Below are 26,857 nucleotides of genomic sequence, written 5' to 3'. Positions count from 1 at the left end.
TACGACGCAAGGCTTGCGCTGCATATAACTATTCAAGCATTGGTTATATATGATTTTTGTAAGCGTGGTAGTTATCGAGTACTTGATGATAAAGCATGGCCGACTTTTTTCTTGCGGCAGGATGGAAGGCATTGATGAAGACAACCCCGTCATTAACATGCACTCGTTCGCTAACTTTTTTAAGCTCAGGGAATACGTAACGTTTAACTTGATTATATGTGCCGCAAAGCACAACAATATCAGGGTTAATCAACTCAATTTGCCTTCGAACAAAAGGGGCAAACTCTTTGGCATGGGCGTCAAACGACTTTTGGTCGGTTCGCGCACTTCCAGATGTTTTCCTTATATTTATGTATGCAATATTCTTAACTGCATTTTTTTCATTTAATTTAGCATCTCTCAGTGACGGCACAGCCCCATCATATTTTTGAAGTCCGTAAGCCCAACGCCCCACCCGACGAAGAACCTTTCCTCGCCACCATCCACTTGCCTTCACCTCAATAGCCCTATTAATAGCGTTGACAATATTTTGCTTTGCTTCATTTGTTTCCTTTAAAACAAACAAAACTTTTTTACCACAACTATCCCAGTCCTCAGTTGAAATCACTCCATCGTAGTTGAAATACCAATCCTTCGGGAATGCCTCTGACCATGCAACCATTAACTTATCAAGACAGTCTATTTCTGAAACATATTTATCATCCATAGGAAAACTCAGGCTGGTTCTTATAAAACATCATTTGGATAGATGGGTAGTTCCATTAGGTAGCCATTCAATATTTAAAGTGCCACCACCAAAACGCACAATCCCTTCCTTTTTCGGCAGCTCGTTACATTGACCTCGGTATTCTATGAAATTATCCAGAAGTTCAAGCAAGTGTAATTTGAAGCCTGATTCGGTGACCTGATCAAAAATGTCATCTTCAAGAGTCCAAGATGTTCCGCTTAGGCGGTCTTCGTCATCTTCCGCACGAAACACCACCTCACCCGACACCTTCACAATGTCAGGGTGTTGTTTTGAAAGCATAGACAAACGAGTAGCTTCAAAGTTTTGATCGAAATTAGGCATTATTAATTTTCCTTTTATCATAAATTTTATATGTGCCAGACTATCAGCTTTTCCTTTTTGCAGCAGCCTCCTAAGTCTGAAAATGGTAAAAAAATAAGAGCAAATTGCGCACACGCTGAACAGAAAGTATAAGAGGCCCAAAGTGCCAAATTGGTTACCTTAAGGCGCAATAAGCTCATTAAAGTAACCATGATGGAACATTATTGGCAAAGCTGTTTTAGATGGATACGCTCAATTATTCCCCGAAATTTCTTCCGTCGCCTCCTGGCGTAATTTCTGAGCATCCATTCCGTTTAGCCTTTCAATGGCTCTATCTGCGGCACTTTGACGATTTCCATCAACGTTTAGCGTACTTCCTGAGCCTGTGAGTCGTTCCAGATCCAGTGACGGTACTTCGGGTAGGTTGCCTGTTATCGACAAGATACCTATCCATTCATCCAGATTGACTTGGCTCCAATCTACCTGGTTTAACTGACTCGCGGTCAAACCTTCACAGTTTGGTGACTTGGCACTGCCCCAACCAAGGCCCAATTGAGGACGTACTTGTTCTTGAATGATCCGTGAAAGTGGCGAAGTAAAGCAGCAATATGATTGCCGTTTCTCAACACAGGCACCTAAGAACTTAGACTTGCAGTAAGAGCCCACGTAATGGCAACTCTTCAATACCCGCTTGGCGTTCATCTCAAACTCACTTTGCTCACATTTCCAGATTAGCTGAATGAGGATCATGGTGACTGAATAAATCATGTAGGCCGTCATAACCGTACTCAGAACCGCGCCCGCAGCGCCACCGAGGGCAAAGTTGCCACCCGAAACAACACCATCGGCTCCAACCGCGCCACCAACGTTGCTAAACAGTGCCGATTGCGCCCCCGAACCAAAGGTCGTACCTACCCATTCAGCCGTCTTGTTGGTCAACACCTGCATAAAGCCAGTCGCAGCTTGCTCCGCTCCCGCGCCAGCAGCCGTTGATGGCCCAGCCCCCATGAGAGAGTCCCATGCAGACACAAAAGGCTCTTTGACCGCACTCCAAGTGCTCGTGATTGGCTCCCTGAGCGTATTCCAGGAACCATAGATTGCCGACGACGGATTCATGGCCATGACTGCCGTATCAAGCTTGTTGACCGCAACTATCATTGTGATGTAATCCGATAACGACACGCCACTTGGCTTTTCACAGCAATCCACTATGCCGCCAACGGCTTTTTTGCACTGGCCAGCATTACCTTTAAAGACCGTACACTCGACGTTATCTTGGCCATCAGCTCCCGTGCATGACATATCATTGGTCATAAACTGCGCTGCATTAAGCATCGCAGCGGCCTCTGCAAAGTTAGCCTGCTTGATTGACTCTGGCTCTAAACAATCTGTGCCCATACAGCGAACTGGCCCCTCACAGTTGTATTGAGTTTCCATTCGAGCGTTTTGCACTTCTACGCTTTGTCCGCAGTCATACACCAAACTTTGGATATAGCAGAAGCCTTCATGACCAGCTCCGCCTTCAGTGCATTCGGTTCTGACATACTGGCAGGCTGGGTTTTGCTCCAGCGCGGAACACGTATTGGTGGTCGTGTTTTGTCCGTTATTGACGATGGTTTGTATATTACCATTGGCATCTACCCAGCTATCTGAGCTGCCCATGTTGAACTCTGGGTGAGCAGTCGAGGCATTGTAGGTCGCTTTTGCCCTCCAGCATGAGAGCCCCAGTCCATCAGAGCTACCACGACTGGTTAAATGAGCAGGAGACGAAACAACCGCCGGATAAAGACTTCCAAGCTTTGCCAACTCGCCACTACCAACCGTTAACCCCTCTATTCGTTTTGTCCCCGTATCCAAACACTGCCACTGCACCGCAGTAAACTGATCCGTTTGCATCAAGCATTGGTCTATGCCCGGATCACTTGATTGATGAACAACGTCCTGCTCTAAGTACTTGCCGGAGAATGTCAAGGAAGCACTTAGTTTCGCAGGAGCCAAACACTTCTGAACTTCTCGGCTGCAAGTATCGAAATCGACTTTGTTCCAGCCGGACTCGCATCTGGAACGAGTGATTTCCTGGGGTTCATGCCACGAAATAATCGACCCATTAACGACCCTACACAATGAGCCAACCAAGGTTCCTTTTGGACACGTCATTTCAGGGTACTTAATGGACGGTTTCGTCTCAGTCACCGTCTCCTTATTGCCCGTCAATGAGAGTGTCGTTTTCCAACCATTTGCCTTGGATGGCGACTCGGTGATTTTTATCTCAGTATTTTGATTATCAAAAATACTCAGCGTCGCGTTTCCAGTTTGCATAGTGCTGCTGTGCTGTGGAACAAAGCTGAGCGTTTCAGAGCTAAAGCAACCGCGCTCAATGGACCAGCTTTTTTGATGGGTTTCAACGGATACACGTCGTTCTAACTGACACTGAGTAAGCGTGCTGATCTTCTCGCACACCTGGTAATCGGGTACATGCTTGGTTTCAGTAAATGGCGTGATCGTCTGAGTAGGCTCACAGGCCTCAAAACTACTCGGCATAAGATTGGATACCACACACTTTGGATCGCTGGTTTGCAATCCACAGTCATAGGTATCGGTAAAACGAATGCATTCACCTTTATCATTGGTCTCGGCACATTCTGACGACATGAATCCACAGGAAGGATTCGCTTCAAGCACTTGGCAGGCCTGATTTTCAATCCCCTTATAGCTTTCATCATCCACACTAACTTGTACACGCCGACACAAAGGCGATATGCCAGCCACTGGGCTTGGGGCAAAATAGGATTCACAAACTGAAACACCATTGACCACCGTACATCCGTTGGTTGATGACGGCTGATCCGTACATTGAATGCTGTAGTCTGAAAACTTAGCCGGGATATCCGCTGCTTGTTCGATACAGGACTGTGGTGACCAACTATCATTCATCACCACCTTGGTTGGATCAAAGCGCACCTTGATGCGTGCATACCCCTCACCACTACCCGTTACCGATACGCGAATTTTGACTGGCACTTCTAAACCGGGCTCTACCGCTTTTAACTTGGCGGTGAGGTCAGTATTAGGATTGCGCTCCCAACTGGTACTGAGCTCGCAGCGGCCAGCCGTTTCTGGTGGAAAGTTATTGTTCGGCCCAGACCAGACTTTCTGATCGCCAAGCCAAACTTGCATGTAGTCATCCCATTTGGCGTACTCAAGAACGGCTGAAGTAATCGCATCGGGGTTCACGACTTTTAGTGTGATGGCCTGTTCAAACACTTTACAACGGCCACTCCAGTAGTTGTCGCCAATACGTCCTATCCAAACTTCAAGACACCCTTCACCACAAGAGCGAAGGTTCATCGGCCCTGAAACATGCTCAATGATGCCTGCCGTGTAATCGTGAGTAATAGTGCAGCTGTTAACCGCTGTATTGAGCCTGTCACATTGCTGGTAATTTGGGCTGCCTTCACCTTGAGACTCACAGCCTGGGAAGCTTTGCGTTAATAGATTGGGGTCAGTTTGAACCGCATCAGTTAATGCCCAAAGCGGATCATTGACCATATCTGGCCGAGACCGGTCTTTGATTTGCTGTAGCGAACGAAATGCTTCACCCATAGCGCCACTTTCAGATGCCATGCTCTCTTGGCGCTGTGTCCCCAATTGATTCATACTGGCATCAGAGCCATAAACGCCCGTTAAGACATCCAATGAGCCCTGATCCATACCAGGGAAAAGCTCTTGCAAGTTAATTGACTCATGACCACTGCCATTCGGCACCGACAACGTATTGCCGTTAAGTGCGGGCATCGTCCAGTTTTGCAGTAATTGCTTACCTTCTTGTTGTCCGCTTAGGCCGGATTGGCGCTGCACATCAGCGGCCACACCATGTAAGGGCAAGCACGCCATAGTGATTGATAAAATACCCGCTAAAACTCGGGTAAAAAGCGTTGGTTTCATGGTTAACCTCCCGAGTTACAGCAGTCTTGCCAGCGCCACAAAATGTAGAGCGCATCTTCACCGGCACCGGGGATCATTCTCCACTCTCCCCATTTCATGGTGCTTTCACCGATGACATGCGCACTTTCAGTTTCCGGTACAGGGAAGAACATACTCATCTTGTATTGTGATTTCGGCAGCATGGGTTCGATAACAGGTCGGCATAGCGCACTGTTCCCCATTGTTCGTCTTGCAAGACCACGCCTGTGTTGAGCCGCGATTGCACGCGCCGCTAAATGACTGGTGTTTTCTGCTAATGAACCAAAGGCTAAGGTGTGGCCAGATAACGGATAGAGATGTCCCCAACTGCCAGCACACCAAAACAACTGGTCGATGGGTTTACCAAGCGTTGATGAGGCAGCGTCAGCGGTACAAGCAGAGATAGCTAATGGATTGGCAACGGCAGCCGCTTCAGGCTGAGTAAAAAAGGCCAGTTCATCGTTCAGCCATGTCGGGTCCAATTCCGACAAATACATCAAGTCAAAGTCCATGTAACCATCGGCATTGCAATTGCCATCCATGAACAAATCGAGCATGACCAAAAGCGGAAAGGCGTAATAATGGTAATGGTAGAAAGCGAGATCACCGGTATCGTATTCACCCTCACCATGACCACCTTGCAATCGCCTATCACCTAACGGTAAGCGAATCCCTCCCAGTGAAGGCGAACAACCTGGCGTTCTGACCAGTTCAATCAAACGCGCTGGCTCCCACATGCTGGTAACAATACCTGGCCTTGGCACACCTAAGTTATCTTCACATAAGCAAAACGACTTGTTTGATGCGCCGCTTGGGACATTGCCTGAGCCAAGAGGAAGACCGGCAACCCGGATAGGAAAAATGCATGACCAGCAAACATCCGTCAGCAACTTGCCCGACAATAAACCCGCGTCTGGGCAGGTCAGTTCGGCTTTTGCAGGAATAGATGCGCCAAGGACAAACATGACAACGAGAGTCCGCAACAGACGATACGTATTATTGAGCTTTTTCATGAACAAGCTCCTTTGCTGGAATTTCTTCTATTTCAAACGCGAGTCCCTTTGCTTGAACAAACGATGGGGTGACTTGCAAATCAAAGCGCTGCTTTAGCGAGGCATTGAGAAGATAAACCGGACTGTCCAATGTCTTTTCGAGCGCATTGAGGCTATTCCAACCTTGAGCACGGTCGAGCTGCGTGGTGATAAGCGTAATGCGGCGCAGCGTCCTATCTTGGCCCTCAAGCCAATGCGCTACTGCGTCCACTTCTTCAGCGTTCGACGCATTAAACACCACGAGCTGCTGAGTAAATGGCAAGGCTTTTAGCGGGTTAATACGCGTTCCTGCTGGGATCAATGTTCGGCCATTGGCATCCAATAGTGGCCGCTTCATGACGATGGTTGGATCAACCATTCTTATCCGATACTGCGTGGCTTTGGGTAAGTCAGTGAAAGTTTGGCGAGACCAGAAACGCTCAATGGCTTTTTTCTTTAACGCGCCCAGGTCAAGCGACTGTAAACGCTGCATCGCCACTTGCATCAAATCCGGTTCTAAAATGGAATGAATAGGACCGCGTTGACCCAATGAACCGGTATTGCCTGTTTCAATTTGACGCTGCAACCAGTCCTTGCTGTAAACCCCTAGTGCACTTGCAGTCACCTTGTCATCTTCTATGCGGAAAATGGCAGGCACGCTAGTCACCCGCCAGTGCACAAAGGCTTTCGGATCGATTCGAACCTGAGGAACAGGATCAAGTCCCACCATCAGCGTATGCCAATCACGGATCGCCGCCCCCAAGGTCTTTCCTTCAGGAATTCCCCGAAACAACACAATAGCGCCGGTAGCACTGGCCTCTTTAAATAGCTGCTTCAGTGAGGAATCACCCAATGAGGACGACGCAAATATCAACCATTCATCGCTGTGTTTGAGCGACACAGGTTGTTCAACCGGTGCAAAAGGCTCAATAAATTCAGATGAGCCATCCACAGCACTTTGTAAAATGCTGCGGCTCATTTCAACGATCTTTTTGTCCTCATCAGACAACGGATAAGGCTCTTGTGCCCAGGACACTTGAACCCAAGCCAATGGAGCAACCAACAAAAATAAGAGGCATAGTCTTCTCATCATCCACCTCCTACCAAAGCGGCCAAGCGCGACCAACAATCTGCTCGCGCTTAACGGCATTCCAATAGCGGGAGTCAAAACTCGTTGCAGCCTCACCGGAAAACCAATATTCGTTTTCTTGCAGCGTCAATGAGCGGCTAAATTCTGTTTCCGCCACACCAAGACGCTGGGCTAATGCCATGCCGGTAGAGACTTCAGCACCGTTCACCATCACATGCTCAGGCGTCACCTTGACTTCATCCCCAGGCATCCCTGTTAGGCGTTTCAGCATCCGAGTACCGTCGTTATATAACGGAGCGAGTCCTTTTGAGTGGAAGGCATACAAACCATCCTTAACGGGCTTTTTATTCCATAGGTCAATCAGATACACCGTGGTATCAGGCAGGCAGCGCTCTTGCTGGGTATCAATACCTATTCGGTAGCGCATCATGGCGTAGGTGCCTACCAAGGCCATGATTAACGCAAGAACAGTCAACTGGATGAGGTATGGCCGCCAAGGCATTCTTTTACGGAGTATCTGCATGAGACACCTCCTTTGAGCCTAATGGCACAAATACGGAATCATCAGCACCCACCACCGCTTGGGCATCCAGCACGATAAAACCGGCTGCTTTTAGCTTTTCAATTTGCTGATTGGTCTGAAGCAACCTGGATTCGATGTCTTGTTCGCTGGCATTGGGGCCCAGTGACAGCACAGCCTCCCCAAAATCCACGACCGCAATGGGCGTACTTAACGCCAACTGGCTGTGGATGGGTTCGAGTGTTTTCATTAAGAGCCAGCTGGTCATTAAACCGCTACCAGCAATAGACAAAGTAATAGAGGCCATAAATGGCCAAAGCGTGGTCTTATTCATAGCCTCGCTCCTTCAACAACTGAGAGATGGCATCAGCAACAGAAAGGCCTTTGCGCGTTAACTGTTTAATCGCGTTTACATCTTCTGCACGGGACGAGTACAACAGCTTGTGAAACGGATCGACGATGAGGCGGCCAATCCCGGTGCCCATTTCGGTAATAAAGAAAATTTCGGAATAGACACCAGTGACGGTATGAACCGTTTTCAGGTATTCATAGCCGCCTTCACCTAGTGGCAAGCGGCCTTCTTTTTTGAGCGCGTTGATGGTTTCAGCTTTTTGACCAAGCAGGTACATATTGGCTGAGTTTTCAGCGATGGCTTTACCTGTAGGGCTATCATACAAATCGTTGACCGATTGCGTTACCGTTACAGCACTGCCACCATATTTTCGAAATCGCCGGTAACCCGTTTCGATAAATTTACCGACATCACCTTGAGTCAGCAGATCCCAGGCTTCGTCGATGAACACAATCTTGCGACGATCCCGCTCACCTAAGTACATCTCTTGTTGGATTTGGTAGATAAGCTGAAGCAACACCACTTGTTGTAGATGCTTACGCCCCTTGAGCTCTTCTAACTCCAGAACGGTGAAACGGTTTTTGAAGCGAATATTATTGTGGCCATTAAAGAAGCGGCCATATTCGCCCTGTGTCGTAAATGGATAGAGCTGCTCACCCACGTCTTGCACACGTCGGTCTTCGTGATTTTTCAAGGCCTCTGCCACATCATCAACCAACATGGCACGACCTTTTTTCTCCCACAGTTCACGGGTCTGACGCTTTAGGTTTGCCATCTGAAAATCGGTTAATGACTGCGTAGGTGCGGCCATTGCGGCCAATAACCCAACCAACACATCCGCTTCTTCGTCATAGTCCTCAACGATTTCAAACGGATTTAAGCAAATGCCACTGTTTCGCCCGAACTGTAAGAACTCACCGTCATAGACTTCACACAGCTTTTCATAAGAGCGGCCAACATCAATCACCCAGCATTGCCCGCCTTCTGATAGGTAGGAGGAGATGATTTCGTTCACCAGGAATGACTTACCCGATCCCGATTGCGCCGCGATGCAACAATTGTAATTACTGCCCGAGTCATAAAGGGACACACTCATGATCTGGCCATTACGGGAAACAAAGTTAATCACCGGCGTGCCAGTGCCTTTCCAATCCGCAAATAAAGGCAACAGAGGGATGACATGCCGTGTCGCCATGGTCTTGAATCGAAACAAGTCGTTCATCGCCTGGCGGTCAGCACCAAATGGCAAGGCATTCAGGAAAATGGGCAAACAGAAGTACTTGTCTTCCATCAGCTCAAATCCGAGTTCTTTGAAATAAGTTCGAGCATTTGAAACAGAGCTGATGGACGCTTCTCCCGTTGGTGAAAACAGCGTCAAAGTCATATTGGCCCGAATAGGACGATCACCTTCTTGCAAAGCTTCAAAAAGAACATCAAATCCCTTTTTCTTGGCTGCAAGCACCGGCACAAACTTGAGCATCGGGCCATAGGCCTGATTGACCGCCCACTGACGCTTCGTCTCTAAACGAGATCTCATCGCCTCAGCTGAGGGAAAGTGAATGGTGACATTTAGCAAAAAGCTGCCGCGTAAACCGCGACTGCCCGTCATCATATCGCCCGCAAAACTTGCGGCATGACCAAACCAGATCCGCTCAGGCAAGCGTTTAAACGATAAGGTTTTAACTCGGTAATCGCCCAGCATCAGACCTTGGCTATCCACCTTGATAGCTCGGTCATAATCCAACACTTGCTCCCGAAGTGGTTTATCTGCCTCACTGCGGATTGGTGATGGATTGCGCCAGGAAGCATCTTTTCCCCAGTTAAGCTGAGCACTTATTGCCGCGAGCCAGTTTCGGTCAGTCATCTCAGTGACGCGAAAACCAACCGTTGCCAGCGCTTGCGAGAAAGAAGCCCGAAGCGCGGATGCTCGACTCAACTCACGCTCCGTCGGTATAGGACTTTCCAAAGGCAATTTGCAGGTGACGATCAGTTGAAAGTTGCGAACCTGAGTCTGGGTCGATTCTTCTATCGGTTGAACCGTGCCCCCATCGAGAAAATCCGCACGTTTGCGTATCGACGCCCTAAGCAATGGATCGGATTGACGATGCCGTAAGCCCATCATGCGCTGAAGGTCGGTTTGAATATCAGGCGAGGCGTACAGGCCAAATTGCAGCAAAGTGTCTTTTGGCCAGTCGTTGTTGAGAAGAACATTAACCCTGTCTGCAACAGACTCATCACCACCCGGCAATGGGTCACATAGAAAACCAAAGCCAACACTTTGGTCTTCCATGAAAAACAGTTGCTCATCGTCTGAATAGGCCAATACTGGCAATAGCTCTGAAGCGCGTTGCCCTGAATACAGAGAGGCTTTCATTAACGCCCCTCCAACCAAGCAGAAAGATCATAAGGACGGCCTCGGCTGATGCGACCATCATTGGCGACGATGAAAGGCACACCTTGAATGCCCAGGATTTGAGCCGTCACCAAGGTACGCTGCATTGGTTCTAAGTTGCAGGCATCATCCTGTTCTAGGTTACCAATCCGGCCATTCAGCAATGCATCGGTGGCCGCTTTTTTGTCACGCGCACAGCCAAGCTGGCGAACCTGACGCTCTGAATCAGGACCAAGCACTGGCACAGGGAGTATTTGGAAGGTGTATTCTTTGGTTAGCGGTAGGGCTTGTTTCAAAAGCTCATGGCAATGCGGACACCGGGGATCAACAAAGACCACCACTTTCTTTTTGCCTTCACCCAGCGTCAGTGGATTCAAATCATCCATTTTTAAGCCAAGACGACTTAAGTCCAGCGTGTTACCCGCTTCACGAATTTCTTCAAGGCTGGTAAGCGGCTTTTTCGACCAGGCATCATAGAGCGTGCCATCAATGACGAACCGGCCACTGTCTGACATGAAAACAATACGGCCATTGCTTTCGACCGCTTTCATACCCGTGACCGGCAAAGAAACCATGCCGTCAATTTTGCCAACGGGCGACACTTCAGACACAGGTTCAGCTTGAACCAATGGAGACAGCGCAAGCGCCAGAATAATTGGAGATAGTTTTCGCATGAGGAGTCCTCGTTAATGTAAATCGAGGCTCCAGTCTATGCAGTTGTCCTATGTGGACTCGGTTAGATAGATTGAAGAAATCGCAATCTAACTAGGGGGCTTATAGCTCGTTGAGGTTTGTTATAAACGAATTACTCGGCGTTTGCGTTAACAAGCCAATCATCAAGCACTTGCTTCAATTTATCTAATTGCTCTTGATGTTTTGCTTGATTCTTTGCCAATTTGTTAATGTTCTGCAACTTCCAACGAATCGCTGGCAAGTCTGCTGCTTTAGGATAGTCAAACAATGCCCAGTCAGGTTGTCCTCTTTTGAATGACATAAGGAAAGCATGATCCCTTTCTGTGAAATGTTTTTGCAGTTCAATTAACATCATGGGCCTAAGAGGCTAAGTCTTCGCATTCAACTTTTTCAAAAGTCATTCCGTCAAATTCTGCCTGAAATTTCTCATTCAGAGGCTGCCAGTTTGGCGACATGACTTCATTAATAGGCCGAGGGTGACTTAATGTATAGGTTAAAAAACCCACCAAAATCTCTCTCGAAATCCCTTCACTGCCAAGTAACATACGCACATCAAATAAGTCGCGAGGATGTTGGCGATCCATTGCAGCACACAATTTTCCACCATACAGATCGGGAAGACTGACTACCTGAATCTCAGCATAACCAAACTCGTCTTCAACAGACTCTTGAACTGGCATTATTTCTGCACTATGCAATGTACCTCTGGCGACGGGCGACACTTCAATTTTGATCGTCGCAACCGGACTTGATACAACGATTCTCAGTTCATCAGCTTTATTATCCTGAAATGCCGCTCTGATATCTGGTTGAGTATTGATTCTGTCTGTAATGCGCTGCAATGCAGCCCTGACATTAATCAAAGCCTCATCTCTTGGTTCAAGTGGAAGATAAGCAAGATCAATATCTACAGATAGCCGAGGAAAATCTCTCACAAATAAATTAATGGCGGTGCCACCTTTAAGTGCAAAAACCGTCTCTGTTGCTACCACAGGAAGCATTCTTATGAGCAAGGAAACCTGTTTGTAATATGGGCTATCTTTATCCATTATGTTGTTCACCTTTTTTGACGCTTAATATCTCTGGCACTGTGATTTGATATCGCTCATCAAAACGTCCTTTTTCGACAACCTGCCGCTTTCCTGCCCCCAATTTAATTCTTGTTTCATCTATGCGATTGACCCACTGGTGATCGTAGTATCGACCCAGAAATAGAAATATTCGGTTTGCCTGAACAGAGCTGCTTCGTTCAAGAATATCTTGTACTTTTCTAGGGCTAAGATTGACTAAACCCTGAAATAATTCTGCGACATGCTCAAATGAAATCAGCTTTCCAATCGCATCTACCACTTCATAGGCAGCAAGTTCTGCACAGCTGACAGTGAGCTCTTTCTCTTTAACCGTGATCCTTTTCAAATCCTTCTCGGGATTCACTTCAAGCTTATGGTTTCCGCAGTAAAACCAATTCTGATAAGGGAATTCACGAAACCATTTCGGTAAGGACGACTTGTTTTTAACGCAAATCCAAACTTGCTCTTTGTTCAGCTGCAAATAGTGACTCAGTCCTTGGTGAGTTAAGCTGCTCAATCCAGCCAAATGAACTGGAACGCCCAATTGCACATCCAATGCTTGAATGGCATCAACCCAAGTTGGCTTTATATCGCCCTGCGCATTTGGACGATAGTACACACCAGAACTAAGCTTCTTCAGCCAACCGTTCTGCGTGTACTTTTGAGCCAGGGAGTAGCTCACGCCGTTTTCAGTCAGCCATTGCTGAAGTACTAGCGCACCAGGAGAAGTATGAGCAACAAGCCAGTTTATTTTAGATGACATTTTAACACCCAAGGTATGAATATCACGAACAGTATAAACCATATAGTTTATTACGATAGGAATTTTAACACCTTAGGTATTAATATACCAAATACTGTAAACCAAGTTCGTTAATGTGGCGTCGCTGAAATGAAAAGGTCTACACAACATCACCAATAACCCGATGTTGTGTAGACCTAAGTTTGATTGCCTTAAGTGAACTGCCTAATATGGCTCACATTCAGGTGCCCAGTAAGACGACGCTGATTGCTGGAACTGTTGTGCCAATGACTTCTTGAGTGCTGGCAACAACAGGTAAGGTTGCAGACATAACACTTTCAACGACTGTTGGTGTGTTGTAGAGACCCATACCGCCACCAATGCCCAAGGCAAAGGCCATCAAGCTTTGGCGAGCGATACCTCCCACAATACCCACCAGTACCATGGCTCCCGCTACGATCCGTCCCAAAGTACCTTGGGTCCAATCTTTTAGGGTATCCCACACATCGGTGAAAGCATCACCGCCGGTGCCCGCAAATGAGGGCTCCGAAATCATTAACGCCATCAAACCAAGCGCACCAATGGTCATTAGGCGCTGAGTTTGAATGGTGCGAACTGCATTTGTCATTCGTTAGTTTCTCCGTAGATACTCAAGTTATCGCGCTTACCATCAGCTCCCGCTGAGGCAGAATCGCTTTGAGTCTGAAGTGGACGTAGCACTGGCGAAACCGTTCGAGGTGCTGACACCCCAATATCCCACCGGCGCGGTTCAATTTCGGTAAACACGTAGCTGGATAAATTCAGATCTCCACGGTCATCCTCCCAAGGCGCAATCCAAATTCGCATCACTCTTGAAGGAATGCGAAGAGGTGCAGATTGCTGCGTCTCAGGTAATGCTGGATGGCTCAGCAGTCCTGTCTCTAAATCAGATTGTGAATACCCAGAGGGAGAACCAATTCGAGTCGCCACAGCATCAATCGTCTTGGGTGCAGCCCCATTACTTGTAAGCTCATAGACTTCACGAGCGGATAAACAGCGCACACCGTCAGGCATACCTGGACATCCATATTCACTACTCCCAAGACCCAATGAACTACAGCCAGACAATAAGGTTGAGCCGACTGCCAATAAAAGTAATCCAGCTTTAGACCACTGTTTTGAATGGTGCTTTGGGTTGTTCTGCATTGATGTCGTCATGGTTAACTCTCCTCTGGATACACATCTTATTGTCTGAAACGGACTTCGATCGGTTAGCAACATGCAGGATTTTTTCATCTTCTTGCACCTCCCCCTTGCGAAGTGGCCAACGACAACGAGGCACCACGAGTGACTATGACATCAATTTTCCTGGCAGCGTCTACCTCTATGACTGGGAACATATTTTCAGCCATGTCCAAATAGAACTTGGCCACTCGATCCAATGCTTTACCGGTGCCTTTAATCGCAGCACCTTGTAATGCTTCTTGGCTCATGACTTGCTGGTACAGCTGAGTATCACCGGCATTACCCGTCTGAATCGTCGGAACAGGATTCACATCAAATGCGCCTGCCAAGCCCTGAAGGAATCCGGCCATCATCGATTTGGCCACCAGCTGGCCTTGTTTCGACACTAATCGGCCACGAATACCGGCTTTGCCGTCTTCACCCACGGCATAAGAATCAAGTCGCGTTTCAATGACGCCACCATCTTCTCTCACACATGAAATGGTCTCGCCTCGCAAATAAGCACGCTCAGAGCTCAAATCACCGTAACCTGCGGCGATCAAGAAACACTCTTTGATATCCGCTCTAAATCGGTTGGGTAAAATGGCTTCCTTTTGAATCCTCAGCAATGCAGGAAAAGGCTCGCGTCTTGCGGACTCGTGAGTAGGTGCATCCAAACCGGTGATCAAAGTACCTGAGATGATGCTGCCCGCCGGTAGATACAAAGGCGGCGCTTCTTGCACAACAACCTCTGGTTCAGCAACCACTTCAGGCTCAATCATACGAATCGTGATTGGCGGCAATGGAACATCTCGTGCTCGTGTACCTTGGCCATTGGCTGGCTGCTGATAGAGCGGATCAGGCAGCGGCGCATTGGCAAAATAGTCGTCTGGGTTAGACGGCAGAGGCTTTTCGTCTTTGGGTAATTCCATGGCAGATAAAGGCACTTCAAAACGGCTATTTGTGCCTTCAACTGCTGCATCACCTCCTGCGCGAACATCATCAAGTTCCGCTCTAAGGCGGGCCAGCTCCGCATTGACCTCACTTGGTATAGAAGGCGAACCTGGGCTTAGCCGTCCTGAATCGACGTCACGACGCAAGCGCTCAACTTCACGACGTAACTGTTCATTGCGCTCACTGAGTAGTTTTACGTTCGCAGCCAAACTATCGACCCCAACATCACGAGTATTGGTATCCGTAAGAATGTGCCGGATCGTTTCCTGTCGGTTCCGACTACTTGAGCCATCGTCAGGATTAGGTGAAAACACCATCACCATAAGGATGAGACCACCAGCAATACCTGCAACCGATAGGCCCCGCTTCATGTTCGGGCTCATTTGTTCCCATTGTGCTTTCATCGTTATTCACCTCCCACAAGAAGCGAAGGTCGCTGACTTTCCACCGCTTCTTCACGATGATTGCGAACAACCACATACAACTCAGTCTTTTCACCCGGCAACAAGATATTGCGAGGCCAGTAGGCGCTTGCCACTATATCTGGTGTATGACAGGCTAATTCACTGGCTTCTATCGGCTCATCGGCAAAGCTTTCAACCAGTCCTACATAGACGGTGAAGTAATGTCCCGACACAATTTGCCCCTGCTTAAAACCAAACTTTAAGCCCGGCTGAAAACATTTCGGGCTTGTGTCAGTTTGGCCAGCTAAACGGATGTCATAGCCTTGTGGTAACTCATTTAGTGCAAGGCGTCTGAGTAAGTCACGTAGGTTATCGACGTAAGGTTGAGCTGTTTCCCAAGTGGCGGCTTTGCGGTTCACGACGCCCTTAATAGGCCACTGCTGACCATCAATAGCTAAGGTGATTTCACGCGGTGGAATACGACGAGGTACTAAGGTGACAGATAACGCGGGCGCTTCCAGACCAGGCGGAGTGATGTAAAGTGAAACCGGTGATTCTTTGTCCGTGGCCACATATACAACATTCCCCTTGATTTGCGTCTGAGCATCACTGGTTGTTCTCACCTGAGGCGATTCAAACGGCGTCACAATCCGATTCAGATGACCAAGTGCGACAGGGATCAGTTCATTAACCCCCGGTGTCATCAGTAGCGTTGTTGGCACATCCGTTGAAACCATATTGGTTTGAACCGGTGGATTTGCTGTAGCGGGCTGCTTCATCACACTAGCTGGCACAATCGGCAATTCCACGTCTGCATACGACGCTTGAGATAACAGGACGCCACTCAAGCTCATTGCGATTAAGCTTGGTGTAATCCATCGACTAATTTTGGTTCGCATCATTCACCCTCCGGTTTTGCTCTTGGGTCAACTTTTCACGAACGCGCTTCGTTCTAGCTTGCCCCTCATAGGTATCCATCCAGCTAAGTTTTGGACGGTATTGCTCAATATCGATGTCAAACTCATAGGTGCGAGTTTGGCGCTGTTCATCTCCAGATGGTCCAGAGACCAAGGAATAACCGGTCACAAAGACATGGCCGGTTTCATACTCATACTCCACTTGTCTGGGTTGGAATTTGAGCGTGACTCGGTCTTCCCGGATTTGTCTTGCCTGAATCTCCAGTGCATCGACCACTTGCTGGTACACCGCTGGAGAAAGCAGCGGCTCGATAGCAATTCGGATAAAAGACACATTGCCCGGCGTCACGTTGCCCATAAGCTCAGCTAGGTAGAGCCCCCAGGATTCCAAGTAAGGCTGAGTAGCCTGGTTTCGTGACACTTCAGCCGTTTCAGACAAGGTTGGCGGTTGAATGGCTACCACGGTATTGCGAGAAAATGCCGCAACCGCAAGCAGCAAGTTAGATAGCACCAGCACCGCAATCAGGAACCGTTGCCATCGGTTCTCTAATTGCGTGCCTTGCCATGATTTTAAAAACACGTCGAACTTCACGGTAGATAGCTCCTGATAAATGGGTTAGGGATCGTCTTGGCTTTGGTTGGCAACAGCCCGGCCCAGTAGATGGCGTGAAGAATAAAACCATCTGGGCGACCATCACGAAAACGCCGATAGAGCTTGGTTGTCACCAACCCCAACAGGCATAAAACCAAGGCATTACCGGTAAAAATGCCGATCACTAGCCCCAACAGGATGGGAGCCATCTCATCGGCACTCCAAAGCAGGAAGTGCGGCGGGTCATCGATATAGGATGGAATACTCACAGGTTCCATAGTCACTCCTCGTTGTTTGAATTGAGAAGTGAAGAATGCCTTGGGATTGGCAGGTTCGGTGGTCAGCTAGATGCCGAATTTTTGAAGGTTTTGAGGGTTCTACTCAGACAAGACGGTTAAGTTCTAGACAAACCGCGCAACCAGAGTTATCATTTATGATAACCTAAGTTAAGGATACCCATGAGCTGGAAGATCGACTTTTACGATGGCGTTGAGGATCAGATCCTCGATATGCCACCCAAAATACAAGCTCGCATGATTAAGCTTTTAGAGCTGATGGAAAAGCATGGTGCAAACTTGGGGCCTCCTCATACTGAGTCTATGGGCGATGGGTTATTTGAAATCCGCGCCAAAGCTCAAGAAGGTATTGGTAGAGGCTTATTTTGCTACTTAAAAGGGAAGCACATTTATGTGTTACACGCTTTTGTAAAAAAATCTCAAAAGACGCCCAAAAATGAGCTCAATCTTGCCAGAGATAGACAAAAAGAGGTTCAAAAATCATGAGTCTGCAAAAACTGAAACAACGTGCTTTAGCCAATGCTGAAGTTAAGAATGAGTACGATAAGCTTGAGAGTGAGTTCAGCTTTATTGACCAATTGCTTACCATGAGAACAAAGGCGGGGCTTACTCAAGAACAGGTTGCTGAAAGAATGCATACCCAAAAAAGTAACGTCAGTCGTTTAGAAAAAGGTAATGCCAATCCAAGTTGGTCAACTCTTCTAAAATATGCTCACGCATGTGGCTTTGAACTAACACTCAAGCCACAAAAAATGAGTTAACGTCATTCATGAGGCCTGATAGGCCTCATATCTTCTTCTGCAAGTGACTTAACGCCAACCCTGCCATCAATGCCAAGCCGATGATCAGCGACGGTAGTACCACCGGTGGAATAGCCAGCGGGGCGAACAATCCCATAAACAGCAAAATGACGCCTGAGCCCAGGATAATCATGCTGTAGCGGTGAATGATAGGGCTCGAAAAATCAAAGGTTGTTTTCTTAATTTTCCAGGTCATCAAGCCGTCCCACAGCGCCGGTAACATGAGAATAAGCGCAAAGGGCAACCAGACCATCAGCAACGCAAATCGAGTGAACACTTGGTACAACACATCAAAAAATGCCTGAATACGGTCTTCTACCCAGACAAACCAAAAGCCTCCCATGTTCTCCATCCCTTTAGAACGAAGTCGCTGCTCTTCAGTGGGGATTAGAAAATCACGCACAGATTGCTCCATCTGCGTATCCACAACCCATGATTGATACCAGCCATGGCTACTTTGACCAATCCAATAGCTTGTTTGTGCGCCCAATTGATTTTGGATCATCTGCTTCTCTTTACTAATGACTCGGCCAGTCCAATCACCGGGCACTAATACGCCAATGGCAATAATCTCCAGCATCAGTGCCAGACACAGTAGCCAAACCGACTTATGCTTGCTCATGCCAAACATCCTCTTCTACTCGTGCCAGCATGGCTGCAACGGTTGGCGTCATAATCCGGGCTTTAATCACTTGTTGAAGCCGCTTTGTCGTCGTATGACCACTGACATAACGCACCTCGATGCGTCCTTCAGCCAAATACGTCATCCGATTTGGACGATTACGAATCCAGGTGTAGAAATACACACCATCCACGGCGGCCCACTCAAAATGGTCAGGATCACGCAGGCGAATCCCCGTAAAAGCACTGGCGGCAGTCCAGGTCAGTGCCTCAATGAAATGCCAAAGGCGTACACTGTCATCATCACAACTGACTTCTTCATAACTGCCCAAACCATTACACAGACACAAATCAAAGATGGAATGGCCATCTAACGTGAACGCATCCGTTAAGTAGTCCGCCAAGCAATACACCGAGGCCAAAGCATGAGGCCAGTCGGTTTCAAGCAGTCTTAAGGTTTCCTTGAACTGGGGGTTATGTTGCTGCCACTGAGCGAGCATTTCCTTACTGGTAAGTGTTGTCATTTTCAGACAGACAGAATGATGCATACAGACTCCTTATGCTGCCTGTGTAGAGCTGGTTAAAATAGGAATGCGACCTTTAATGACGCGGCCACCTGAAAGCTTGGCGATGTACTCTAGGTTGGGGAGCTGGCCTAATAACTGCGGTGGAAACATATCGCCTTCTTCCTCCATCAAGCGTTCGCCATGATTGCCGGTAAATAACGCGGGGCTGTCCGAGTTGGACGACATACCTTGAGTTTGCATGATGTACTGCAACCGAGTCTTAGGCAGATTGTCAGTAATGTACTGCTGCGTTTCGGTATCCATCACCCGAAGAGCTATCAGGTTGTTGATGTTACCTAACACCTGGCGTGCCTTAGCTTCGCTGCCTGTACGGGCTGCAAAGTCAGCAAAGGTCTGAGTAGCAATCACACAACGCATTTTTGCGCCACGGCCTTTGTTGAGCAGTTGAATGAAGGGATCGTTGACGACTTCAGCCGCCTCATCGATGAAGATATTTACGGGACGATTTTCAACACCATAGTTATAGCGATCACCGGCCACGGCGGTGAGATCGGATAAAAGCAACGAACCAATGGCGCTGCCAACCATGGCGTCGGTCAATGAATCCAACCCGATATAGGCCACTTGGGCATTGTTGATAATACGGCCAGAATCCGTAATTAACCGGCTGTCATCCACATCGTTTGCAATAGGTGATAGCAATGGACCTAGTTCACTTGAGGTGAGCATATTGAGCACCGGCATCAATGAAGCCACCATCTTGGAATAGTGGGTTCTGTCATGCTCAAACATACTCAATAGCCCTTCCAAATCGGTATTGGCGGCAACGGGCTGAATGCGTTCGTAATAAAAAAGCAGCATCGCCATGGCTTGTTTAGCCAAGGTATTGGCCTTTTCAGTAAAGCGTTTAATCTCCACACTAAAGTTTGGATACACCTGCTCCCCCCAGGCTGTGACGGCTTTTACTACCAAGCCTTCTGGGCCACCTTCCAAGAATCGTCTCAGTGTTTTCAGATCAGGACGTTGTGACGTAAGCAACAGACCTTGCACGATGTTATTCAGTGCCATTTGGCCAAAGGCTTTAAATGGATCAGCACCGGTTTCGGATGGGATTAATGCCGCAATTCGGCTGGCAATTTCAGTGCCCCGGTTAAAGTTCCTCAGGGGATTAAGTCGTACTGAATGCTCTGGAAACCCCGGATGAAAATACACAAAGCGCTGAGGACTACCGGCGGCAATACAGGCTCGCTGTGCATTATCCTTAAGTTCTTTGTCTCCCTTGGGGTCAATAATAATCACGGCTTCATTACGCAAAATGGCCTGGGTGATCATCGCATCAAAGCATCGGGTTTTTCCAGCACCGGTCGTGCCGACAATTAAGGTATGGCCTTCTGTGTGACCAACTGGCTGGTACACATCTTCATCTTTGGGCTCAACACCATGAATCCAGGTTGAACCCATTTGTTTGCCGTGACCTTGGTTAAGCAAGGTTTGTTTATCCCGCTTTAGGATTTCATAAGCGCGTTGGGCATGACGTTGGTCCCACTCAAAGCCATACCCTAACCACAATTCATCTGGATGTTTTGCCATCACCTTTTGTAAATGCGAAAGCTCCATAAAAGCCAATGGTTTGCCTTTTAGCCCCATCTGCAACTTATAAAGGCGATAAGCCTCAGGAAGGCGGTACAACGCCATGCCCGAGGAAATCCCTGTCATCCACCAAAATGGCTCAGGTGGTAGCTCAGTCAGCATTTCTGCGGCAATTGCCCCAGTTGCACCAACCAGCCAACCTGCTGCTGCCATGGCTTCATAGTTCGTGCGCCAGGGCATCTCATATGCGTTTTCTTTCATTCATGCTCCGCAAAATAACCGTTTACAATCCGCTTAACTTCAAATGGATTAACGTTCAGCGTGAGCGGTAAACAGAACCGTTTCCCCCTCATCAAACTGGCATTGGTCACTGGCCGAGATCCCCCGAAGCAGCTGTCCGGCTGGAATGCCATGCTCATTGGCGACTTGGCGTAAGGTTTGAATCGTGACGCGAATACCATCGGCACTATGATCCACGTCTGGGTAATCGCCATCGGTCAGTAAGATGGGCAAATCTTTCACAAAATTAACCATCTGTTGCCGCTGCGCGTGTTTGGGGTCTGTACTTGAGTTTGCATTGGGCGCAATCGGCTTTTGCTTACGCTCCGCTCTTGTGGCGGGCTCTTTTGCTTGGGCATTGGCTGTCTCAGTTCGACTCGGACGCTGTGAAGCCTCTTCGTTCTGAATTGGTTCCACTGACTCTGCGTCTTGTTTGGAAAGGTCAATCAGTGCAATTAGCCCTTTAGAAATCGATACTTTCAGCAGTAACCCTTGCTCCTGAACGCCATCATTCGTAGTCACAGTTCTGGCCTTACGTGTCGGGTTTGCGGGATCTAGTTCAAGCCAATCTAATCGACTGAGTTCAGCAAGCAGTTTTCGGGGTGCACACCAAGGTCTTACGGCATCGGGATAGCGGATCAGTATCTGTTCACCAGCCATAATCAACGCACTGCTGGCCTCTGGGAGCCACGCCAAAGATTCAGGGAGATTAAATGCTGCTTCGTTTTGCTGGCTTACGTTATTTGAGATAGCGCCATCATATGAATTGTTAGGCTTTTCACATCCATCTCTTGGATCGTTTTCTGCTGACTGGAGGTTATTAACATCGATTGAATGACGAAGTTCATCATCTTGTTCTAACGATTTTGTCGATGGCGACTCAGCCGAATTACTGAGTTCAATTGATGATGACGCTTCAGGCAAGCCTGGCTGCTCACTGGAGCGACTCTGTGGCTCTGCTTGTGTTTGCTGTTTTGCTTCCCACTCAGATTTGCTGAACAGCATCACGCTACTTGGTACATTCGAGCTGAACAATATATCTGCCTCAGATATATGCAGCATGGGTAGCCAGATTGGCTTGTCGTCTTTGATCAGCACTTCAGGGGCAAGGCTTTCATATCGCTCATTTGAGGCGGATTTAGTGGCCAATCCTCGCTCAATGAGGATGTCCGCAAGGGTATCGGGATCTCTTGGGATGCCAGGTATCTTGTCTTTGGCCAATAGCTCAATGATGTCTTTAGCCGCGCTTTTCCAAACCAGGAAAAGATGGGTTGATTGATTCGATTTTCGTACCCAGACTCTGGCGTCTCGCTGATTGACCAGCCACTGGGAACTGGCAAGTAATCGCCTCATAGCATCAAGTAGATAGCGTTCAACTGGGACACCAAGGGCGTTGTCGTCAACGGAAATTCGTTGAGCTTTCAGATCTCGCTGGACACTGGTTTGGTCAGCTTCAATAACCAATTTAGACAGGACATGCTCGGGATCGGTATTGCCAATTGCTTCCAACATGGCTTGCAAAATCTCAGGGCCCGGCTGGGTTAACCAGGCGAGCAACTCAGGTGTCATCACCCGGTTTAACACCAGAATTGAAAATTGCTCGTGCCGCTTGCACCGTCCGTCGCGCCAGCGAATGAAATAGCGTTCAATACTGTTATTTGTGGTCCACTGGGATAAAGTTTCTAAAAATGGGTTCCACTGATAGCGTCCATCTTCGTCTGTAATGGACAGGTCTGAAACGGGCTTACCAATATCATGGAACAAACCGCCTAATGCCGCCGCAACACGCCACCTTGGTTCAAGCTCTTTTTTCTCAACCGGTGTGCCACTGGCAACAAAGATGATCCCTTCAGCAGCTTGTGCAGCCCAGAAAGCAACTTCCAACGAATGACGTAATAAACCACCAGCGCCACTGTGATGATGATGCTCAGATGCTGGCAGCAAGTGAACATAGGACGCCAGATGATCAATGCAGGGCTGAATTAGCCTTTGAAAATCACGCTGGTTGAAGCCAAGTACTTGGCGCAGTTTGGCAATTAGCTCGTCTTGTGTGGACTGCAAATCCTCGGGTGACGCAGCTGGCAACCCCTTCAGGAATGGCGGATAGCGTGGAATGTCTGCATCCAGTTGCGATGAAAGCTCTGGTAGTGCTTTGGTTTGAAAAAATAGTTTTTTGAACATAGTGAACCTCCGACACGATAGTGTGAAGGTTCAATCTGGCGTTGCCGGTTGATTAGACTAAAAAATCCGATATGTATTAACACATACGCCAAAAAATGCTGAGGGAGCTGATTAAGCTAAGGCGTATTTCTACTTGGCCTTTTAGTTTTTTTCCCAACTCTCCTTTTGGGTTTTTCAATCGGTGTAAAAGCTTCTTGTAGGTGATCGCGAAACCATCGGCGGCGCTCAACTTGACGAAACTCGTTCAAGACAAACCGATAGTCACACGAGCCAAGACGATCACCACAACCACATGGACAAGGTAATTTATTTGCCTCACGCTTGCGCAAACCTAACGCTTTCAGTGCCCGTAGAACCGATGCTTTACCATTAACATTGAACAACTGAGAATAATCATCAATCAGGCCTTTCTCACCATGGTCCAGTTCGCCATAGGGAAAGTTGCCAAATTCAACCCTATGGGACACCGAATAAAGAAACCTGACAACAATCTTTTCGAAAAAGGTTGTCAATGACGAGTCGGCTTTCAAAATTGACTTAATTTTTAGGTCTGAGCCAAGACAAAATGATCCATCAGAGTAAGTATGGAAGTCCTGATTACGAGGAAAGTAACCAGCTGTATCAAACACCACTGGTAAAGCCCTAGGATACTCACTTGGGCATACAATCCTTAGAGAAAATGTTCGCTCAATAAACCGACTTCCAGCTAGCTGTGCTTTTAACTGATACTCTCCCTGCAACTCAATCTTATCTGCATGGACATCTACTAATCTAATGTTCGGATAGGCCGAGAGAAAAGCCTCTAGGCCCACAGCCTTCCAGTGCTTCATCTATTGCTTAAACCATGGCTTTGGATCAGATGATTGAATTGCGAAAGTTGGTTTTGTTGTCACCGCAGGAATACCCAATAGACGTGCTACCGAACTTGAATCAAGCTTCAAATCCAAACCATTTTGCGCCGCATTTACTATTCGTTGCGTATCATCACTTGAGCAAAGCGCACTAAAGTCAGCTCTAGCTTGATACAGCCATTTATAAAAGTTTTCTTGTAATCGGTATTGAGCAGATTTTTCGTCATACCACTTGTCTGCAAAATCTTCGGCTGGGTTGACTGGGTTCGGAATCATTGGTGCTTGTGCAGAAATATGGTCATCCATCTCGGAGAGCACCGTATTCAACGCTGAAGCCAAATCACTTTCACCTTTATACGATTTAGCCGCCAATGTAGTGATGATTACCGATATTGGCTTACTATCCTCATTGTTTTTAAACATAGTGTCACGATGACGCTTCAATAATTGGATAACCTGCTGTAAGGGTGTCTTCCATTGATAATATGGCAGACTATCTATACTGGCTTTAAATCGCATTTCACGTTCGTTTATCACTAACCGTGCCGTCTTCATGCGCGTTTCAAACCATCGAGCATATCCTTCAGGATTGCTGATACGCCAGTTTTCATTCACAACTGCATAAGTGGAATCTGTGTTGTCGGTAATCGAAACTGCAAGCTGAGACACGTTTTGAGCCAAGTTTTCATCAAACTTAGAGTTTTCGACCATCCGCTTTTTCAAAAGTCCTCTTCCTGTATCACTCTCTGGCACACACGGAACTATGTCCATGTGAAAGCTAAGACCATCGGCATACTCTAAGCGCCAACAGCGTTTCTTCTCGGCTAGCTCTTCCTTAATTCCTCTGGCGTTTCGATAAAGCTCTAATTCATGACCGACTTGGTGCTTTAGTTGCTTTTGAGTGATAGACGTTTTATCCAGGCCACGCCGAAGATTGCACCCCATGTCTAGGTCATACTGTTCTTCTGAATCGGGCCTAATCGCCGTACCTAAACGAAAGGACCCTTGAGAAAACACGTGGGGATCAAAATTCACGCATGTTGACTCTGGGCGATGTAACCAATCACCTAGATCCTTATAGCGTTTTTCAGCCTTTTCATAAGCACTCTCTGGTAGCTCAATTTTTTCCAGAATTGTGTTTAGAACATCGTTACTTTTAGTATTACTCATGAAGGTCTCCTCGAAGCTCGACTGCCATTACAAATTGTTGTGTTTTTATGTCGTGGTCATAAATAAGCCATGGCATATCAGCCTTAGGCATTCTGGCCCGTCCTAATTCGACGGCACACGATACTGGCATCACAGGAAATATTTGCAGTGGCGTGGCATCCCCGTGTGTATTTTTGATTTCAACAATCAGCTTTCTTATGCACTTTCTGAACAAAGAGAGCTGCTGTTTTGACTGCATGAAATCATTATGAGGGTGCTTGATAGTCACTTCCCAAATCGATGTATCTGGCCCTACAACCCGAGTAATTCGCTCATGCGACACATGGTCACTCAAAGAAAGTACCAGGGCAGGCTTCCCCTCCATATTTTGAGGTCTGTTGATGATGTACTCAAAATCATCTGAACAGTCTTGCCAAAACCAGCCTTTAGGCTCTCGATGCAGCTGATAAGTCTCGACCTCAATTTTGTCGGTAAGCAAAGCGCCAAGTTTTATTAACAATGGCTGAGGAGCTAACGCGAACAATGAAAAATGCTTACAAGAATCCTCTTCGATGATCGATGAAATTTTACTTTGAAAACGCTTCGTTAGGTGTTGCGACTCTGCTTGCCAATATTGTTCAGAGTGATCCTTCAGCTCTGATACCATGGATAGTGTCACTGGCTTTTCAGTTGCCGGATACCAATTCGGAAACATTGCCTCAACACAACCGTGATAATTAATCGGTGATCTTTCAGTTCCAATATTGGCACCATATAAAACAACATTTGATTTGCGATCAGGAGCAATGCCTGTGAGGATTTCTATACGTTGCTCATGCTGCATTTTCCAACTAATCAAGAGATCGGCTGGATACCTATCTTCGCTGCCTTTCTGGTCAATTTTTTTGTGACAGTCATAGCACATCAACATGAGGTTGCTGACGTCATTCAAGCTGGTTGGCTTGGTTTTAAAGAGTCCCCAACCACGAGGCCCATTCTCAGAAAATGCGTAAATATGAGCATTTTGAGAGACATTGACCGATTCCTGGGTCACCGCTGATTTGTATAACAATTTATTACACCCGCTAAACTGACAACGAGCAGCTGCGCGAGCCCAAAGCTCCCGCTCAACAGGACGCTTAATGTGCCTCGTGACTTCAACGACCATTCAAAACTCCTATAGTTTGCCAATTAAAGGAAGTGAGCGCGGTGTTGTCGCATCACAGAGCAAATGGCTGACATAAGCACATCCGGCGATTAGCCCCAGCCCGCGAAGACACTTATCAATTGCCTCTTCCGGTTGCCACTCATACAAATGTTTGAGACCAACACCTAGTGCAGTTAACACCAATAGACTGTGGCAAAACTGGCGATGGTGAGGGTTACCCAAAGAGGGTTCCAGAATATCTGGAAGCTTGCCAAATAGAGAGCCAACCGTAATGGCAGTTACAGGATGGTGACTGACAGCTTGTTTTTTGTTGTCCGCTAGGGCAACGGTTAAACCAACCGCAGCCCCGACGACCAAATGGGTTTTACCATTAGCCAAACTATTTCTCCTTCCTGACGCCTTTAAAAGGCGTTTTGTCAGATGT

The 26,857-nt window shown here is 47.5% G+C and carries 26 protein-coding genes and 1 pseudogene; 2 read left to right on the top strand and 25 right to left on the bottom strand.

All coding sequences use genetic code 11. The features are described 5' to 3' along the window. Window positions 1–43: 43 nt before the first annotated feature. From LDO51_RS19685 to traL, 17 genes and pseudogenes are all read right to left on the bottom strand, one after another. A complete protein-coding gene (locus LDO51_RS19685; protein WP_000342215.1) occupies window positions 44–706 on the bottom strand; it encodes a hypothetical protein in 663 nt (220 codons plus the stop codon). 30 nt (window positions 707–736) lie between these two features. After that, complete coding sequence (locus LDO51_RS19680) at window positions 737–1,069, bottom strand: hypothetical protein (protein ID WP_001132435.1); 333 nt, start codon at window positions 1,067–1,069, stop codon at window positions 737–739. Between the two features lie 231 nt (window positions 1,070–1,300). Next, the gene (gene traN, locus LDO51_RS09615; RefSeq protein ID WP_225574385.1) at window positions 1,301–4,993 is read right to left on the bottom strand and encodes a conjugal transfer protein TraN; all 3,693 of its coding nucleotides are present in this window, start codon (window positions 4,991–4,993) and stop codon (window positions 1,301–1,303) included. Window positions 4,994–4,995: 2 nt separating this feature from the next. Next, window positions 4,996–6,024 carry a TraU family protein gene (locus LDO51_RS09610; RefSeq protein ID WP_022609812.1) on the bottom strand — a complete coding sequence of 343 codons (1,029 nt, stop codon included), beginning with the start codon at window positions 6,022–6,024 and terminating at the stop codon, window positions 4,996–4,998. Next, entirely contained in the window at window positions 6,008–7,135 is a 1,128-nt protein-coding gene (locus LDO51_RS09605) for a TrbC family F-type conjugative pilus assembly protein (protein ID WP_225574384.1), read from the bottom strand. The genes LDO51_RS09610 and LDO51_RS09605 overlap by 17 nt, the downstream gene beginning before the upstream one ends. Before the next feature lie 7 nt (window positions 7,136–7,142). Beyond that, window positions 7,143–7,655 carry a S26 family signal peptidase gene (locus tag LDO51_RS09600; RefSeq protein ID WP_181159794.1) on the bottom strand — a complete coding sequence of 171 codons (513 nt, stop codon included), beginning with the start codon at window positions 7,653–7,655 and terminating at the stop codon, window positions 7,143–7,145. Further along, window positions 7,639–7,986: a hypothetical protein gene (locus LDO51_RS09595; protein WP_001044649.1), complete on the bottom strand. Its 348-nt coding sequence runs from the start codon at window positions 7,984–7,986 to the stop codon at window positions 7,639–7,641. The genes LDO51_RS09600 and LDO51_RS09595 overlap by 17 nt, the downstream gene beginning before the upstream one ends. After that, on the bottom strand, window positions 7,979–10,378 hold the full coding sequence (gene traC / locus LDO51_RS09590) for a type IV secretion system protein TraC (RefSeq protein WP_000648043.1): 2,400 nt from the start codon (window positions 10,376–10,378) through the stop codon (window positions 7,979–7,981). The genes LDO51_RS09595 and traC overlap by 8 nt, the downstream gene beginning before the upstream one ends. Then, the gene (locus tag LDO51_RS09585; protein ID WP_001228924.1) at window positions 10,378–11,070 is read right to left on the bottom strand and encodes a DsbC family protein; all 693 of its coding nucleotides are present in this window, start codon (window positions 11,068–11,070) and stop codon (window positions 10,378–10,380) included. Before LDO51_RS09585 ends, traC begins: the two co-directional genes overlap by 1 nt. A gap of 131 nt (window positions 11,071–11,201) precedes the next feature. Beyond that, window positions 11,202–12,138: pseudogene (locus tag LDO51_RS09580) on the bottom strand (nucleotidyl transferase AbiEii/AbiGii toxin family protein). After that, on the bottom strand, window positions 12,131–12,922 hold the full coding sequence (locus LDO51_RS09575) for a type IV toxin-antitoxin system AbiEi family antitoxin (protein WP_002040534.1): 792 nt from the start codon (window positions 12,920–12,922) through the stop codon (window positions 12,131–12,133). Before LDO51_RS09575 ends, LDO51_RS09580 begins: the two are co-directional and overlap by 8 nt. A 220-nt stretch (window positions 12,923–13,142) precedes the next feature. After that, a complete protein-coding gene (traA, locus tag LDO51_RS09570) occupies window positions 13,143–13,529 on the bottom strand; it encodes a TraA family conjugative transfer protein (protein WP_032469918.1) in 387 nt (128 codons plus the stop codon). Further along, a complete protein-coding gene (gene traV, locus LDO51_RS19675; RefSeq protein ID WP_148039504.1) occupies window positions 13,526–14,098 on the bottom strand; it encodes a type IV conjugative transfer system lipoprotein TraV in 573 nt (190 codons plus the stop codon). The genes traA and traV overlap by 4 nt, the downstream gene beginning before the upstream one ends. Window positions 14,099–14,172: 74 nt before the next feature. Continuing rightward, window positions 14,173–15,462: a TraB/VirB10 family protein gene (locus LDO51_RS09560; protein ID WP_159262611.1), complete on the bottom strand. Its 1,290-nt coding sequence runs from the start codon at window positions 15,460–15,462 to the stop codon at window positions 14,173–14,175. Window positions 15,463–15,464: 2 nt separating this feature from the next. Continuing rightward, entirely contained in the window at window positions 15,465–16,364 is a 900-nt protein-coding gene (locus tag LDO51_RS09555) for a TraK domain-containing protein (RefSeq protein WP_345725755.1), read from the bottom strand. Next, complete coding sequence (locus LDO51_RS09550; protein ID WP_159262613.1) at window positions 16,345–16,971, bottom strand: TraE/TraK family type IV conjugative transfer system protein; 627 nt, start codon at window positions 16,969–16,971, stop codon at window positions 16,345–16,347. Before LDO51_RS09550 ends, LDO51_RS09555 begins: the two co-directional genes overlap by 20 nt. Then, complete coding sequence (traL, locus tag LDO51_RS09545; protein ID WP_000433891.1) at window positions 16,968–17,249, bottom strand: type IV conjugative transfer system protein TraL; 282 nt, start codon at window positions 17,247–17,249, stop codon at window positions 16,968–16,970. Before traL ends, LDO51_RS09550 begins: the two co-directional genes overlap by 4 nt. A 180-nt stretch (window positions 17,250–17,429) precedes the next feature. Between traL and LDO51_RS09540 the strand changes: the two genes are divergently transcribed. Together LDO51_RS09540 and LDO51_RS19670 are read left to right on the top strand one after the other, a co-directional pair. Then, on the top strand, window positions 17,430–17,753 hold the full coding sequence (locus LDO51_RS09540) for a type II toxin-antitoxin system RelE/ParE family toxin (RefSeq protein WP_001896384.1): 324 nt from the start codon (window positions 17,430–17,432) through the stop codon (window positions 17,751–17,753). Beyond that, window positions 17,750–18,028 carry a helix-turn-helix domain-containing protein gene (locus tag LDO51_RS19670; RefSeq protein ID WP_000058216.1) on the top strand — a complete coding sequence of 93 codons (279 nt, stop codon included), beginning with the start codon at window positions 17,750–17,752 and terminating at the stop codon, window positions 18,026–18,028. Before LDO51_RS09540 ends, LDO51_RS19670 begins: the two co-directional genes overlap by 4 nt. A gap of 25 nt (window positions 18,029–18,053) precedes the next feature. On the opposite strand, the gene LDO51_RS09530 is transcribed toward LDO51_RS19670, so the two are convergent. From LDO51_RS09530 to LDO51_RS09495, 8 genes are all read right to left on the bottom strand, one after another. Continuing rightward, window positions 18,054–18,689 (bottom strand): DUF4400 domain-containing protein, encoded by a 636-nt coding sequence (locus LDO51_RS09530; RefSeq protein ID WP_181489241.1) that lies wholly within the window; start codon window positions 18,687–18,689, stop codon window positions 18,054–18,056. Then, window positions 18,676–19,236, bottom strand: coding sequence for a conjugative transfer protein (locus LDO51_RS09525; protein WP_181489239.1), 561 nt, complete (start codon window positions 19,234–19,236; stop codon window positions 18,676–18,678). Before LDO51_RS09525 ends, LDO51_RS09530 begins: the two co-directional genes overlap by 14 nt. A 9-nt stretch (window positions 19,237–19,245) precedes the next feature. Continuing rightward, on the bottom strand, window positions 19,246–21,066 hold the full coding sequence (gene traD / locus LDO51_RS09520) for a conjugative transfer system coupling protein TraD (RefSeq protein WP_181489237.1): 1,821 nt from the start codon (window positions 21,064–21,066) through the stop codon (window positions 19,246–19,248). Window positions 21,067–21,114: 48 nt separating this feature from the next. Continuing rightward, complete coding sequence (mobH, locus tag LDO51_RS09515; protein WP_181489235.1) at window positions 21,115–23,265, bottom strand: MobH family relaxase; 2,151 nt, start codon at window positions 23,263–23,265, stop codon at window positions 21,115–21,117. Between the two features lie 116 nt (window positions 23,266–23,381). Then, the gene (locus LDO51_RS09510; protein WP_015066553.1) at window positions 23,382–24,095 is read right to left on the bottom strand and encodes a hypothetical protein; all 714 of its coding nucleotides are present in this window, start codon (window positions 24,093–24,095) and stop codon (window positions 23,382–23,384) included. Next, window positions 24,096–25,286, bottom strand: coding sequence for a nucleotidyltransferase domain-containing protein (locus LDO51_RS09505; protein ID WP_181489233.1), 1,191 nt, complete (start codon window positions 25,284–25,286; stop codon window positions 24,096–24,098). After that, window positions 25,279–26,433, bottom strand: coding sequence for an SAVED domain-containing protein (locus tag LDO51_RS09500; RefSeq protein WP_181489231.1), 1,155 nt, complete (start codon window positions 26,431–26,433; stop codon window positions 25,279–25,281). The genes LDO51_RS09505 and LDO51_RS09500 overlap by 8 nt, the downstream gene beginning before the upstream one ends. A gap of 9 nt (window positions 26,434–26,442) precedes the next feature. Further along, window positions 26,443–26,811 (bottom strand): metal-dependent hydrolase, encoded by a 369-nt coding sequence (locus LDO51_RS09495; RefSeq protein WP_011788464.1) that lies wholly within the window; start codon window positions 26,809–26,811, stop codon window positions 26,443–26,445. Between the last annotated feature and the right edge of the window lie 46 nt (window positions 26,812–26,857).

This window comes from Providencia alcalifaciens (assembly GCF_020271745.1).
GTDB lineage: Bacteria > Pseudomonadota > Gammaproteobacteria > Enterobacterales > Enterobacteriaceae > Providencia > Providencia alcalifaciens_B.
The sequence above is the reverse complement of the archived record's forward strand: the minus strand, read 5'-3'. Positions and strand labels throughout refer to the sequence as shown.

Coding starts and splice junctions, on each gene's coding strand:
- traD (WP_181489237.1), bottom strand. CDS start 21,066: ATGAAAGAAAACGCATATGAGATGCCCTGGCGCACGAACTATGAAGCC.
- LDO51_RS09505 (WP_181489233.1), bottom strand. CDS start 25,286: ATGAGTAATACTAAAAGTAACGATGTTCTAAACACAATTCTGGAAAAA.
- LDO51_RS09595 (WP_001044649.1), bottom strand. CDS start 7,986: ATGAATAAGACCACGCTTTGGCCATTTATGGCCTCTATTACTTTGTCT.
- traN (WP_225574385.1), bottom strand. CDS start 4,993: ATGAAACCAACGCTTTTTACCCGAGTTTTAGCGGGTATTTTATCAATC.
- LDO51_RS19670 (WP_000058216.1), top strand. CDS start 17,750: ATGAGTCTGCAAAAACTGAAACAACGTGCTTTAGCCAATGCTGAAGTT.
- mobH (WP_181489235.1), bottom strand. CDS start 23,265: ATGTTCAAAAAACTATTTTTTCAAACCAAAGCACTACCAGAGCTTTCA.
- LDO51_RS09540 (WP_001896384.1), top strand. CDS start 17,430: ATGAGCTGGAAGATCGACTTTTACGATGGCGTTGAGGATCAGATCCTC.
- LDO51_RS09600 (WP_181159794.1), bottom strand. CDS start 7,655: ATGCAGATACTCCGTAAAAGAATGCCTTGGCGGCCATACCTCATCCAG.
- LDO51_RS09510 (WP_015066553.1), bottom strand. CDS start 24,095: ATGAAGCACTGGAAGGCTGTGGGCCTAGAGGCTTTTCTCTCGGCCTAT.
- traA (WP_032469918.1), bottom strand. CDS start 13,529: ATGACAAATGCAGTTCGCACCATTCAAACTCAGCGCCTAATGACCATT.
- LDO51_RS19680 (WP_001132435.1), bottom strand. CDS start 1,069: ATGCCTAATTTCGATCAAAACTTTGAAGCTACTCGTTTGTCTATGCTT.
- traL (WP_000433891.1), bottom strand. CDS start 17,249: ATGGAACCTGTGAGTATTCCATCCTATATCGATGACCCGCCGCACTTC.
- LDO51_RS09610 (WP_022609812.1), bottom strand. CDS start 6,024: ATGAAAAAGCTCAATAATACGTATCGTCTGTTGCGGACTCTCGTTGTC.
- traV (WP_148039504.1), bottom strand. CDS start 14,098: ATGACGACATCAATGCAGAACAACCCAAAGCACCATTCAAAACAGTGG.
- LDO51_RS09560 (WP_159262611.1), bottom strand. CDS start 15,462: ATGAAAGCACAATGGGAACAAATGAGCCCGAACATGAAGCGGGGCCTA.
- LDO51_RS19685 (WP_000342215.1), bottom strand. CDS start 706: ATGGATGATAAATATGTTTCAGAAATAGACTGTCTTGATAAGTTAATG.
- traC (WP_000648043.1), bottom strand. CDS start 10,378: ATGAAAGCCTCTCTGTATTCAGGGCAACGCGCTTCAGAGCTATTGCCA.
- LDO51_RS09525 (WP_181489239.1), bottom strand. CDS start 19,236: ATGCATCATTCTGTCTGTCTGAAAATGACAACACTTACCAGTAAGGAA.
- LDO51_RS09555 (WP_345725755.1), bottom strand. CDS start 16,364: ATGATGCGAACCAAAATTAGTCGATGGATTACACCAAGCTTAATCGCA.
- LDO51_RS09575 (WP_002040534.1), bottom strand. CDS start 12,922: ATGTCATCTAAAATAAACTGGCTTGTTGCTCATACTTCTCCTGGTGCG.
- LDO51_RS09605 (WP_225574384.1), bottom strand. CDS start 7,135: ATGATGAGAAGACTATGCCTCTTATTTTTGTTGGTTGCTCCATTGGCT.
- LDO51_RS09530 (WP_181489241.1), bottom strand. CDS start 18,689: ATGAGCAAGCATAAGTCGGTTTGGCTACTGTGTCTGGCACTGATGCTG.
- LDO51_RS09585 (WP_001228924.1), bottom strand. CDS start 11,070: ATGCGAAAACTATCTCCAATTATTCTGGCGCTTGCGCTGTCTCCATTG.
- LDO51_RS09500 (WP_181489231.1), bottom strand. CDS start 26,433: ATGGTCGTTGAAGTCACGAGGCACATTAAGCGTCCTGTTGAGCGGGAG.